The organism is Methanospirillum hungatei JF-1 (assembly GCF_000013445.1).
Lineage (GTDB): Archaea > Halobacteriota > Methanomicrobia > Methanomicrobiales > Methanospirillaceae > Methanospirillum > Methanospirillum hungatei.
In genome coordinates, this window is record NC_007796.1 from 1,590,578 (window position 1) to 1,602,775 (window position 12,198).

Sequence of the window (12,198 nt, forward strand, 5' to 3'; positions counted from 1 at the left end):
TTTTGGAGGTGACATGAATACCCATTATTCTCTCCTCTTTCTCATTATTCTCATCCCCGCTGTAAGCTTTTCCTGTGCTGATTCCCTTACATCTTCCATCGTCTGTAATGGAGCAGCCTTTGTCTCATCATCACTCATCAGCCAGGGACAGACCTATGCAGCAGAGTTCTTTGCAAGTGACCTGGCAGTTCTCATCAGAACCCTCAACCTTGACACAGAACCAAAAACACAGACGATCATCAATGCAACCGGCCCACTCGGAATTGATGAATATTCCAGTCTGACCAGGGAATATGAGAAAGATAGCCCGCTTTGCATCTTTGAGGATACCCGGAACAGAACAGATTCAGGGTCACAAGTCCGGACTCTGGGCCTATTAGATCAGGGAGAATATTCCTCATCCCGTTCAGTAGCCAAGGAGCTTACTGCATTCACTGCTGTCAATGGATCAGGAATAATCCAGATACGAGCCGGAACAGAGGATAAAAACCGGACAACATCAATGAAGGCTGATATCCTCGGAGACATGAACATGACCGAACATCTCACCCTTGGTGGATCATGATCACATGGGATCATACCTTCCTTCTCACGGTGGTATCGCTCATCTGTGCTGTACCTGGATACATCGGAGGAATTCTCTCTCTCCTCTATTATCGCCATTATGCAGAGAATATCATTCAATTCGTGAAATCATCCGACAAAGAATTGGAAATAACGTGCATCAGTACCGATAGAGAAGGAAATGTTCACATCAAAAGCCCCTTTGATGACTGAATAAGGATCTGAATCCATAATTCCATTGCAGAAATCGATTCGATCATACCAGGATCCTCATCCCTCTTTTTCCATACTTTATTGATCAGTACATTGCGAAACAATTCGATACATTCTGATACATTCTGATACCTACGCATACAATTTGCGCCACATAGATACCAATAGAACACGGATATTTATACCCATGCCCGCTGATTTTTAAGCCGATGGGGATTCTATAGGATCTCGCCACAAATGATTTCGAATATGCAGGAATAGGGGCGCATTAGCGCGGAGTAGATAGCAGAATGAGTATTTTTTTTAACTTTATCTTCTCAGCGAATAATCGAGCTGGTGATAGACAATAATCCCGTAATGTTTATATTTACAGGCCCTCTAAATACGAAAGGCTCCAATACCTGTGGAGCAGTGTGAATATCAGAGAATAAGTGATTATTCACATAAATTGTAGAGAATTCAGAGCATTTTTAGGAAGTGACCTCTAAATGGCCTTCACATCGATACTGAAAAATATGATGAAAAAATTAACCGGAATGGTGATCTATTGAAGAGATTTACACGAAAGCGAACAAATAACCCCCACATCGTCAATCACCGACCAAGGAAATCGAACTCTGCAGGGGTAATATGTTATTATATACGTCTTGTGTTAAGAGAGTTTGCATGCACCAACGGGGTGAGATCGTATGTCTGACAGCCTCACTCTTCGTGCTGCAATCTATCATGCACTGGCACGACTCAGCCTCTCCGGATACCAGGCTGAACGGATCTGTGGCAAAACACGACTCTTTGATATCATCGCCTGGAATAAGGAACGGATAGTATTCCTTGCCATCAGAACCTCACGAACCAGGTCTCTTACCCGGTTTTCTGAAGAACTGATCTCCTTGTGCAGAATGGTCAACACTCATCCGGTTCAGGTGCAGATCCAGTTCTGGCTCTATTGTAACGCAGAATGGTCACAATACCAGGTACTCAGCGGAGGAGCCATGCCAATCCGGGAGGGATCCCTGTGAAAGAGGAGTATATCGATGAAGTCCTCCATGCAGTTATGCATTCCCTCAGGGAGAACCAGACACTCATCTCCAGAAGAGCGATAGAAGAAATCATCAGGAATGATCCCTACCTCTATCCGGCATTTCGTTCCCTCTCTCCCACCTCACGGCGGACAAAGATCAGCATCATCATGAACCTGCACTTCCCCCTCTGGATAAAAGGAAAGGGAGTTCATCAAAATACCTATGTCTGGAAGGTAAAAGACGAGAAAGAGGAGTGAGGGGGCATCATGACATCCCAGATACAAAATACCCTACACACCCTCTTTCAGCCAGGATCAGTCCTTGAACTTCGAGCCCTTTGGAAGAATGGCGGTGTTGCATCAGGATACTACACCGATTATGAGAAGATGGCCCAGGATGCGGCAATTCTTGACGGGTTATCAGATATAGCAGGAATCTATGTTGTAGCAAATGAGATCAATCCGGACCTCTTCGCACGGCGGGCAAACCGTCTGAATATGAAGTTGTCTAGGGACGATAAGACCACTGGTGACGAAGATATCATTCATCGGAACTGGTTCCTAATTGACGTAGATCCCCGGCGACCTTCCGGGATATCATCAACCGATGCAGAGCACCAGGCTGCCCTTCACAAAGCCAACCGGATCAGGGAATTCCTCTCTGAACTTGGATGGCCTGAACCAGTCTGTGCCGACTCCGGGAACGGGGCACATCTCATGTACCGGATAGACCTTCCCAATGATGATGCCTCACAACGCCTCATAAAATCCGCCCTTTTAGTCCTCTCAGCATTCTTCTCCGATGAACAGTCAGATGTAGACACCACCGTCTCCAATGCAGCACGGATATGGAAATTATATGGAACACTCTCACGAAAGGGTGATTCAACCGATTACCGGCCACATCGTCGTTCCCTGATTCGATCTCGTCCGGATGTATTAGAAATTACCACGTATGATCTGTTCCTCCGCCTGGTATCGCTTCTCCCCATGGGTGAGGATATCAGGACAGGAATAGAAAAACAAGGCATCATCCCCCGGGAAGAGGGATTCTCTCTTGGAACATGGTTGCAGAAGAATGGATTCTCATGCAGGGAAAAGCCCTATGGAGGAGGCATTCTCTACCTCTTTGATCAGTGTCCGTTCTCATCCGCCCATGCTGACGGAGCATATGCAATTCAGTTCGCCAATGGCGGCATATTCGCCGGATGTCACCACAATTCCTGTGGCGGCGGAACCCAGCGATGGCAGGAACTTCGTGAACGAATAGAAGGAAAACGTCCTCACCGTGATTATGACACCTGGCGACGGGAAGGAATCAGAAAACGGGCACGGGATAAAGCAGAACGTGACGGTATACCTGAATTACCGGGTGCAGAGGAATGGAAACCAGCCGATGAAGATACCAATATTACCCCGTCCGAATCTGCCATAAGCCCGGATAAACCCAGTCAGACCAGTCATCCCAGACATGAAGTTTCAATACCCCTGGAGAACCGTCCGGAGATCTGGGAGAAAGCCATGGAGATTCTACATCACGGAAACCCAATTCAATACCTCCTTGACACCTTCGCAGAACATCATGTCGGTGACGGGATTGTTGCCCGATGCCTGATCATGTCACTTGCATCCCGGCTGGTTGAAAATTCAAAGGGGCTTCATGTGCTGGTCACCGGAGAATCAGGAAAGGGAAAGTCCCACAGTTTTGATACGATGCTGGACCTTATCCCAGAAGAAGACACCCTTGCCGGCCGGTTCAGTGACAAGGCCCTCTTCTATCTTGATGACCTGAAAAAGGGATCAGTCATCTGTCTTGATGATGTATCACTCTCCGAACCAATGCAGGAGACCTTAAAGGGAGTCACCAGTAGTTTTCACAAACCCTTCATCTACCGGACGGTTGACAAGGAACGGAAAGGTCTGGTCAGGATTATTCCGGAACGGTGTATCTGGTGGGTTGCAAAGATGGAAGGAACGGGTGACGACCAGGTATGGAATCGTATGCTCACCGTCTGGATAGATGACAGCATCGAGCAGGACACAGAGGTCATGGCACGGGAACTTGCAGCAGCTGCACGATCCACGGCCCTGCATCCAGAGATATCAGAGCGGACATTCATCTGCCGGGCACTCTGGAAGGAGCTCAGGGAATACCCGGTCCTCATACCCTATGCAGAACGAATCAGGTTCGCATCGGTCCGGAACCGGAGAAACCTGACGATGCTTTTGGATCTCATCCGGTCAGTCGCACTCATGTACCAGTATCAGCGTGTGATTCAGGAGACAAACGGAGTTAAGGAAGTTATTGCATCAGAGGAAGATTTCGCCCTGGCAAAGGAGATATTCCTACTCATATCCGGCACTCATGGCGGCCAGTATACCAAACTGACCAAGGCAGAGTATGAGATGGTTGAGATCATCAGAAGAGAGCATATCGTCTCATTCACCCTGCAGGAGATGCAGAAATTACTTGGAAAGTCACGAACCGCCACGTACCGGATTATTCATCCCAAAGATCCGAATAAACGTGAGTATGAAGGGTTGCTTGAGAAATGCCCGCCCCTCTCCTTTACCAAGCAGTCTCTTCTGCTTGAGAGTGGAAAGCGTCAGATCTGTAATGTCTACACCTGGGATTATGAGATGGATGCCGTATGGTCAGGACGTGAGGGGTGTTGGCTGTCATCCGATGACGACGATGATCAGTCTGATGAGATGAACCGATCACCTGTGCAGGTGTGCCCCCCTGTGCCCGTGGTGTTTTCAGAAAATGACACAGCAATCAAACCCCGTGATGCAGAATTAAATCAAAACACAGAACAATCCGGGTCAGAAAAAGATGGTGTGCGTACCCCGGCAGGATCACAGAGCCCGGATGTCAGTGATCATACCGGTTCCTGTGAATTCAAAAATAATGCACACCGTACACAGAGTTTAGGGAATACGAATAATTCTTCACCTGATTCTGAAACGGTACCTGATGTACCTGTGCAAAAAAATGAGAACAGAGTGGGATCAGGGTGTGCACAGGATCACAGCGTGCAAGAATCAGATACAGATACGGATACAGATACAGTCACAAAGACACGTGATCGATTTCTATCAAAATCAGAGATTGATCCAGCCCGGTGTATCAGGATAGAAGGAACAGGAGCACATACCAGAGTCTGTGATAGTTGTGGAGCGACTGGAGGCATATACGAACTCAGGGCAGGGATTCGAATGCCAGTTACCAATGCTGTTCCGATCATTTGTGAAAAGTGCCATAGTGCAGCGGTTGCACGGGAGGTATTATCATTCCGGGCTCTCCCAGGACTCCTGCCAATTGCCAACATGAAACCGTTTGATAAAGAGGGGGTGCCATGTTCGCTCTGTCATATCAACCGGATTGCATGGCTGGATGACGAGACAAATATAGGCCTGTGCCAGACGTGTTATGAGCGGGAAAAGGATCTTTCCGCCAGAGAGCGTGATACACGGGGGACTATTGAGGAGAGATCCGATGCCATTTGAGATTGTAGCGACCAGGCCGGCACCGGATCGAACCTACACAAAAGTGGGACGACTCATTGCCGGTGAGGACGGACAGGTCCACCTGTTTCTTGATGGGAAGGGAGAGATACTGACTATTCCCCGAACCGATATCCTGTGTACTCTTCAGGGGCTTTCAATTCAGGGACTGGTTCTTTCGGATACCGGGAAGCGATTGATCGTGATCGACCGGGATGGTCGTGAATACCAGGTGCTGGTCAGTCAGGTCCGGGAGATGTTCCGGTCCTGGCCAAAGAAGAAGGCTGCGGTGTTTGTTGATGAAGAGAGGGTAAATACCCCTATCTCATGAGATTTACCTGGAACACACATCAGATACCGACATACCATGACACAGGAACTCACATGAAAGACTCAGATCATCAATACAAGCGAATATTCAGTCATCCCCGGATGGTTGCAGATCTTATACGGGGTTTTTTGGATCCTGCCCTTGCTGATGGCTGTGACTTTTCGACTCTGAAACGGTGTAATGGGAGTTATATCACTGATGATCTCAGGGAGCGTGAAGACGATATCATCTGGAAGGTAACATACGGGGAAAGAACCCTCATTCTTTACATCCTCATCGAATTCCAGTCCAAACCAGATTATGCCATGCCAGTTCGGATTATGACATATATGGGTCTTCTCTGGCAGGATCTTATACGGACAAAGGTCATAAACCCGATTAAACCGTTACCGGCAATTATGCCAATAGTCCTTTACAATGGAAAACAACCCTGGAGTGTGCCGGAAGATATCAAAAAGACTATTAACGCTCCTGAACCACTTCACACATTTGTCCCGTCAGTTCCATACCTGCTGATTGATGAACTCAGACTATCTGTGCATCACCTGGTTGAAGTCAGAAATTTATCAGCATGTTTGTTCAGACTTGAACAGTCGGCAGGGCCGGTGGAACTTATAGAACTTGGATTCAGATTAAACCAGTGGATGGAAAAAGATCCTGGACTTGCTGAGATGAGAAGGGATTTCTCGTTATTCTTTGAGAATACCTTAATGAGAGATCAGGATATACCTATACCTAACCCGTTTGTTGGAGGGACCATGTTAGCTGAAAAAGTAGACAAGTGGATTGCAGCATATAAGGCTGAAGGCAGAATTGAAGGAATGGCAATTATTCTGGAGCGGATGAAAAAAGCAGGGATGTCAGTTGCCGAGATCGCAAAGATAACAGGGATGCCAGAGGAAGAGATCAGATCTCTGATATGAGTCCTTTTGCAGCTGACCAATCCTTCCAGAAATAAAGTTACTTTTCCAATCTTCAAAATATGCAATTCAACAGAGTAATATACTATCTATAGTTGATGAATAAAACTCCACCCCCATGACTTCGTTAATAATGGAATAAAACCAATTTTTCAGAAATCAGATAATATATTCATAGCAGATACGACATACCATGACACAGGAACTCACATGAAAGACTCAGATCATCAATACAAGCGAATATTCAGTCATCCCCGGATGGTTGCAGATCTTATACGGGGTTTTTTGGATCCTGACCTTGCTGATGGCTGTGACTTTTCGACTCTGAAACGGTGTAATGGGAGTTATATCACTGATGATCTCAGGGAGCGTGAAGACGATATCATCTGGAAGGTAACATACGGGGAAAGAACCCTCATTCTTTACATCCTCATCGAATTCCAGTCCAAACCAGATTATGCCATGCCAGTTCGGATTATGACATATATGGGTCTTCTCTGGCAGGATCTTATACGGACAAAGGTCATAAACCCGATTAAACCGTTACCGGCAATTATGCCAATAGTCCTTTACAATGGAAAACAACCCTGGAGTGTGCCGGAAGATATCAAAAAGACTATTAACGCGCCTGAACCACTTCACACATTTGTCCCGTCAGTTCCATACCTGCTGATTGATGAACTCAGACTATCTGTGCATCACCTGGTTGAGGTCAGAAATTTATCAGCATGTTTGTTCAGACTTGAACAGTCGGCAGGGCCGTTGGAACTTATAGAACTTGGATTCAGATTAAACCAGTGGATGGAAAAAGATCCTGGACTTGCTGAGATGAGAAGGGATTTCTCGTTATTCTTTGAGAATACCTTAATGAGAGATCAGGATATACCTATACCTAACCCGTTTGTTGGAGGGACCATGTTAGCTGAAAAAGTAGACAAGTGGATTGCAGCATATAAGGCGGAAGGGAAAGCTGAAGGCAGAATTGAAGGAATGGCAATTATTCTGGAGCGGATGAAAAAAGCAGGGATGTCAGTTGCCGAGATCGCAAAGATAACAGGGATGCCAGAGGAAGAGATCAGATCTCTGATATGAGTCCTTTTGCAGCTGACCAATCCTTCCAGAAATAAAGTTACTTTTCCAATCTTCAAAATATGCAATTCAACAGAGCAATATACTATCTATAGTTGATGAATAAAACTCCACCCCCATGACTTCGTTAATAATGGAATAAAACCAATTTTTCAGAAATCAGATAATATATTCATAGCAGATACCGACATACCATGACACAGGAACTCACATGAAAGACTCAGATCATCAATACAAGCGAATATTCAGTCATCCCCGGATGGTTGCAGATCTTATACGGGGTTTTTTGGATCCTGCCCTTGCTGATGGCTGTGACTTTTCGACTCTGAAACGGTGTAATGGGAGTTATATCACTGATGATCTCAGGGAGCGTGAAGACGATATCATCTGGAAGGTAACATACGGGGAAAGAACCCTCATTCTTTACATCCTCATCGAATTCCAGTCCAAACCAGATTATGCCATGCCAGTTCGGATTATGACATATATGGGTCTTCTCTGGCAGGATCTTATACGGACAAAGGTCATAAACCCGATTAAACCGTTACCGGCAATTATGCCAATAGTCCTTTACAATGGAAAACAACCCTGGAGTGTGCCGGAAGATATCAAAAAGACTATTAACGCGCCTGAACCACTTCACACATTTGTCCCGTCAGTTCCATACCTGCTGATTGATGAACTCAGACTATCTGTGCATCACCTGGTTGAGGTCAGAAATTTATCAGCATGTTTGTTCAGACTTGAACAGTCGGCAGGGCCGTTGGAACTTATAGAACTTGGATTCAGATTAAACCAGTGGATGGAAAAAGATCCTGGACTTGCTGAGATGAGAAGGGATTTCTCGTTATTCTTTGAGAATACCTTAATGAGAGATCAGGATATACCTATACCTAACCCGTTTGTTGGAGGGACTATGTTAGCTGAAAAAGTAGACAAGTGGATTGCAGCATATAAGGCTGAAGGGAAAGCTGAAGGGAAAGCTGAAGGGAAAGCTGAGGGCAGAATTGAAGGAATGGCAATTATTCTGGAGCGGATGAAAAAAGCAGGGATGTCAGTTGCCGAGATCGCAAAGATAACAGGGATGCCAGAGGAAGAGATCAGATCTCTGATATGAGTCCTTTTGCAGCTGACCAATCCTTCCATAATACCTTAACATTTCTCATTTTTTCTGTCATATCTTTCGATTTATCCAAAGGACATACGAGCAGAGTGAAAGTTCCCAATAACCACCCTGAAGCCTTCAGAAAGTGAAAAAATTACCCTGCATTGACTTCGAGTATAGTAGAACAATATTGCAACTTAACTTATATCATACTATACATTCATATCAGATGCAATGTAATAGGACATCATACAGGGTCTCTCAAAACTTGGGATCATGGCAATTCTCCATGACTGGAATTACTGGTACAGGGATTTCCCACAGTTTATTCCCCGGCCAGAATATCAGGAGAAGATGCAGCGGTTGCGAAGGTCTGATGAGATCATTGTGCTGACCGGCATGAGGAGAAGTGGAAAATCAACACTGCTCAAACAGGAGATGGAGGATCTTGCCAGAAACCATGACAAGACCCAGCTCCTGTACATCAATTTTGAGGACCCGCGGTTCCCACCCGCTATGGATACTTCAATACTTGACCAAATTCTTGCAACATACCGGGAGAATATAAATCCGGATAAAGAGGTTTATCTGTTCCTTGATGAAGTGCAGAATGTCCAATCCTGGGAAAAGTGGGTTGTAACGGCCTATGAATTGCAAAAGGCCAGAATATATCTGACCGGATCATCATCCGCACTCCTTTCCGGTGAGATTGCCTCATCCATCAGCGGGCGATATCTCAAAATTGACGTGTATCCATTAACGTTTCAGGAGTACCTGCTCTTTCACGACATATCATGCACCAGTATCACTGAGTATACCACAAACCGGACGATGATTAACCGTTTATTTACCGGATACCTGACCTGAGGTGGTTTTCCTAAGGGAGCAATGCTTGAAGAAGACCTGAAAAAGGAAGAGTTATTGTCATATTTTCATACGATATTGCTCAGGGATATCATGGGGAGATATAAACTGCGTAATTATGATATCCTGCTCATATTGGTTGAATATCTTCTCAAAAATGATACAAATCAGAATAATATCCACAGCATCAGCAAGGCCCTTTCAATACGTTATGAAACAACCCATGACTACATTGATTATCTGAAACAGGTGTATTTCTTCTTTGAAGTCAGAAATTTTCATTATTCTCTGAAGAAACAATTGGTGTCGGATATAAAATTTTATGCCCTTGATACCGGATTTGTAAATTCAGTTGCTTTTTCTTTTTCGGAGAATATTGGAAGACTGTATGAGAATGTCGTATGTAATGCACTCATCAGAAAAGGGAGACAGATATTTTTCTTTCGTGATGCTACTCATGAATGTGATTTTATTGTGAAGGAGGGAAACAAAATCACGAAGGCAGTTCAGGTCTGCTAGCACCTGACCGAACAGAACTTGAAACGAGAGATAGGTGGCCTGGTTTCTGCATGTAAAGCTTTTGACCTGAATACCGGGTATATTATTACAGAACAGGCTGACAGGATCATGGAGGAAGATGGAGTGGAGATTCGTATAGTGCCGATTGTTGAGTATTTACTTGGGTTATCTCATACAAGTATTCAATTTTCATAATTATTTTTCCGGCAAATTCCCCATCATGAGTGATTAGTGCTGATTATTCGATTTAAATGTTCACTAATTGCAGAGATATCATTTAATTGAGTCTTTAAAACATCAAAGACAAGCACATCATTAATCTTCCCATATTGATGAACAAGAATATTTCTGAGACCTTTCATATCCTTGAGTAATTCACCCATTTCCGGATCGAGATATCCGGATTTTACAAGATTCCCAATAATATCATCATCATTCATCGGGACACCAAGTTTAAGATCCCGATTGAGTATTGCACAAATATCAAAGATGCTTTGAAGTATATATTCCAGCCTTTTGTATAATCCATCCTTCAAAAGTCCAAGATTGATAAACTCATCATAATCATCCGTTACAGGAAGATTATCTTGGATTATTGAAAGAGAAAGATCAATTTCCGATAATAAAAAACGTATCTTTTCGGATCTGATTGGATGAGTATGGATCATAATATTTCTCTCTCCCCGATGTAATCCAGATAATGCGGTTTAAAAAACTCATACTCCCGGGAAATTTTCAGAGCCCTATCATAAAGTTCATCTTCGTCGGCCACATAGAGAACCTCTCCCTTAAAAACTTCTACCTGAACAAATAATGGGAGATGCTCAAAGATTTGAATGTCAAATGTATCCGATACTCTTCCGAGGATATGCATTCTCATTCGTTCAGCCTGAAGGTCTGGAAGATCTGTTGAAATGGCAATATCAATATCTGAATGAATGTCGTCCCTTCCTTCCGCTACAGACCCATAGAGGATAATAAACCGGATGTTCCCAAATACGGGAGTTGCTCGTATGATCTCCATGCAGGAGTGAATGTCATCTGTGAGCGGTTTGACAGGCATACATATTTCCAATAGAAAGCAGGAGGTCTCATTTATATAGTGTTTTTTACCCTTTTATGTTTTGTGTGGCAGGTAATGGGTATTTAAGGGCATCATCCTCATTTGGGGGTGCTGACAGCATATACAGGCAAAACGGATGCATCAAAACCCTGGTTGGTAAATCGATGAAGATCAAAAAACTTTTTCAGATTATATAAATCAGATATCCAGAGATATATCGAAAATAAACCTGTGATTCTGAAAAATATACCTTGAAAAAGATAATAACGTGTGAATGATATACAATAGCACCGTGTTATTGCAAATAAATGAATCAGGAGAGATAACGATCACTTTGGATATAATCATACAATCGGGTATGAATCCCGGCGAGTATATCGAAACAACGCTTCAATAAGATGGTAATAATTAAAAGATTTCACAAAGAGATTTCTCCAAGGGAACAGGGATTTAATAATAAAAAAGATGATTGCCGAACATCTGATCCCTCGGCTTATTATGGGTCACTCAGTCATATATATCAGGGGAGAAAAAAAGATATTCTCGCAAAAGAACTTCGAGAGGATGGAATAATATTTGACCAGATCGCTCACAATTTTCAGGCAATACGCACTCCATCATGAATGACATTCTGAAGAAAGGAAAAAGAACAATATTCATCAAATTGTTTTCTTGATCGATATTTCGGAGAGATATCTATTCCAGTCTCCATGAATACATCAAAGCTCAGTCCAATAATATCAAACTCTACTTCACAACTATCATCAGTTCCAATGGTCAGCAGGTTAACATCTGATTTTTCATTATTTTCGGAACGTGCAACTGATCCATACAAAATAAATTCCTCTATACGGTCTTCATATTTTTTCCGTATCAGAGTGAGATACCGTTCAATAGCATCTTTTATCCGGCTATTATTGAGAGGGATCTCCTGAATATTCTTCACATACACTCATTATTATTGAAAGGAGAAATAGGTATTGTCAGTCCTGAAATAGACCT

General features: G+C 43.8%; 15 protein-coding genes. 12 read left to right on the forward strand and 3 right to left on the reverse strand.

The window, feature by feature from the left end; genetic code table 11:
* The first annotated feature begins 13 nt into the window (after window positions 1-13).
* The 12 genes from MHUN_RS07275 (at window position 14) to MHUN_RS19490 (ending at window position 10,328) form a co-directional block, all read left to right on the forward strand.
* Window positions 14-565 carry a hypothetical protein gene (locus MHUN_RS07275; protein WP_011448400.1) on the forward strand — a complete coding sequence of 184 codons (552 nt, stop codon included), beginning with the start codon at window positions 14-16 and terminating at the stop codon, window positions 563-565.
* Entirely contained in the window at window positions 562-777 is a 216-nt protein-coding gene (locus tag MHUN_RS07280; protein ID WP_048067365.1) for a hypothetical protein, read from the forward strand. The genes MHUN_RS07275 and MHUN_RS07280 overlap by 4 nt, the downstream gene beginning before the upstream one ends.
* A 689-nt stretch (window positions 778-1,466) precedes the next feature.
* Window positions 1,467-1,796, forward strand: a complete 330-nt coding sequence (locus tag MHUN_RS07285; protein ID WP_011448401.1) for a hypothetical protein — start codon at window positions 1,467-1,469, stop codon at window positions 1,794-1,796.
* Entirely contained in the window at window positions 1,793-2,056 is a 264-nt protein-coding gene (locus MHUN_RS07290) for a hypothetical protein (RefSeq protein ID WP_011448402.1), read from the forward strand. The genes MHUN_RS07285 and MHUN_RS07290 overlap by 4 nt, the downstream gene beginning before the upstream one ends.
* A gap of 9 nt (window positions 2,057-2,065) precedes the next feature.
* Window positions 2,066-5,308, forward strand: coding sequence for a hypothetical protein (locus tag MHUN_RS07295; protein ID WP_011448403.1), 3,243 nt, complete (start codon window positions 2,066-2,068; stop codon window positions 5,306-5,308).
* Complete coding sequence (locus tag MHUN_RS07300) at window positions 5,298-5,636, forward strand: hypothetical protein (RefSeq protein WP_011448404.1); 339 nt, start codon at window positions 5,298-5,300, stop codon at window positions 5,634-5,636. Before MHUN_RS07295 ends, MHUN_RS07300 begins: the two co-directional genes overlap by 11 nt.
* Before the next feature lie 53 nt (window positions 5,637-5,689).
* Window positions 5,690-6,559, forward strand: coding sequence for an Rpn family recombination-promoting nuclease/putative transposase (locus MHUN_RS07305; protein WP_011448405.1), 870 nt, complete (start codon window positions 5,690-5,692; stop codon window positions 6,557-6,559).
* 207 nt (window positions 6,560-6,766) lie between these two features.
* Complete coding sequence (locus tag MHUN_RS07310; protein ID WP_011448406.1) at window positions 6,767-7,648, forward strand: Rpn family recombination-promoting nuclease/putative transposase; 882 nt, start codon at window positions 6,767-6,769, stop codon at window positions 7,646-7,648.
* Between the two features lie 208 nt (window positions 7,649-7,856).
* A complete protein-coding gene (locus tag MHUN_RS07315; RefSeq protein ID WP_011448407.1) occupies window positions 7,857-8,762 on the forward strand; it encodes an Rpn family recombination-promoting nuclease/putative transposase in 906 nt (301 codons plus the stop codon).
* A gap of 264 nt (window positions 8,763-9,026) precedes the next feature.
* A complete protein-coding gene (locus MHUN_RS19480; RefSeq protein ID WP_011448408.1) occupies window positions 9,027-9,617 on the forward strand; it encodes an ATP-binding protein in 591 nt (196 codons plus the stop codon).
* Window positions 9,618-9,638: 21 nt separating this feature from the next.
* The gene (locus MHUN_RS19485; RefSeq protein WP_048067366.1) at window positions 9,639-10,133 is read left to right on the forward strand and encodes an ATP-binding protein; all 495 of its coding nucleotides are present in this window, start codon (window positions 9,639-9,641) and stop codon (window positions 10,131-10,133) included.
* Window positions 10,134-10,151: 18 nt separating this feature from the next.
* Window positions 10,152-10,328 carry a hypothetical protein gene (locus tag MHUN_RS19490; RefSeq protein WP_239441588.1) on the forward strand — a complete coding sequence of 59 codons (177 nt, stop codon included), beginning with the start codon at window positions 10,152-10,154 and terminating at the stop codon, window positions 10,326-10,328.
* Between the two features lie 23 nt (window positions 10,329-10,351).
* On the opposite strand, the gene MHUN_RS07330 is transcribed toward MHUN_RS19490, so the two are convergent.
* The 3 genes from MHUN_RS07330 to MHUN_RS07340 all read right to left on the reverse strand — a co-directional run bounded on the left by MHUN_RS07330 (window position 10,352) and on the right by MHUN_RS07340 (window position 12,142).
* Complete coding sequence (locus MHUN_RS07330; RefSeq protein WP_011448409.1) at window positions 10,352-10,801, reverse strand: type VII toxin-antitoxin system HepT family RNase toxin; 450 nt, start codon at window positions 10,799-10,801, stop codon at window positions 10,352-10,354.
* On the reverse strand, window positions 10,798-11,196 hold the full coding sequence (locus tag MHUN_RS07335) for a nucleotidyltransferase domain-containing protein (RefSeq protein ID WP_011448410.1): 399 nt from the start codon (window positions 11,194-11,196) through the stop codon (window positions 10,798-10,800). Before MHUN_RS07335 ends, MHUN_RS07330 begins: the two co-directional genes overlap by 4 nt.
* 598 nt (window positions 11,197-11,794) lie before the next feature.
* Complete coding sequence (locus tag MHUN_RS07340; RefSeq protein WP_143709409.1) at window positions 11,795-12,142, reverse strand: nucleotidyltransferase domain-containing protein; 348 nt, start codon at window positions 12,140-12,142, stop codon at window positions 11,795-11,797.
* Between the last annotated feature and the right edge of the window lie 56 nt (window positions 12,143-12,198).

Excerpts from the sequence above, each read along its gene's own strand:
- MHUN_RS07275 (WP_011448400.1), top strand. The coding sequence starts at position 14 with ATGAATACCCATTATTCTCTCCTCTTTCTCATTATTCTCATCCCCGCT.
- MHUN_RS07280 (WP_048067365.1), top strand. The coding sequence starts at position 562 with ATGATCACATGGGATCATACCTTCCTTCTCACGGTGGTATCGCTCATC.
- MHUN_RS07285 (WP_011448401.1), top strand. The coding sequence starts at position 1,467 with ATGTCTGACAGCCTCACTCTTCGTGCTGCAATCTATCATGCACTGGCA.
- MHUN_RS07295 (WP_011448403.1), top strand. The coding sequence starts at position 2,066 with ATGACATCCCAGATACAAAATACCCTACACACCCTCTTTCAGCCAGGA.
- MHUN_RS07300 (WP_011448404.1), top strand. The coding sequence starts at position 5,298 with ATGCCATTTGAGATTGTAGCGACCAGGCCGGCACCGGATCGAACCTAC.
- MHUN_RS07305 (WP_011448405.1), top strand. The coding sequence starts at position 5,690 with ATGAAAGACTCAGATCATCAATACAAGCGAATATTCAGTCATCCCCGG.
- MHUN_RS07310 (WP_011448406.1), top strand. The coding sequence starts at position 6,767 with ATGAAAGACTCAGATCATCAATACAAGCGAATATTCAGTCATCCCCGG.
- MHUN_RS07315 (WP_011448407.1), top strand. The coding sequence starts at position 7,857 with ATGAAAGACTCAGATCATCAATACAAGCGAATATTCAGTCATCCCCGG.
- MHUN_RS19480 (WP_011448408.1), top strand. The coding sequence starts at position 9,027 with ATGGCAATTCTCCATGACTGGAATTACTGGTACAGGGATTTCCCACAG.
- MHUN_RS19485 (WP_048067366.1), top strand. The coding sequence starts at position 9,639 with ATGCTTGAAGAAGACCTGAAAAAGGAAGAGTTATTGTCATATTTTCAT.
- MHUN_RS07330 (WP_011448409.1), bottom strand. The coding sequence starts at position 10,801 with ATGATCCATACTCATCCAATCAGATCCGAAAAGATACGTTTTTTATTA.
- MHUN_RS07335 (WP_011448410.1), bottom strand. The coding sequence starts at position 11,196 with ATGCCTGTCAAACCGCTCACAGATGACATTCACTCCTGCATGGAGATC.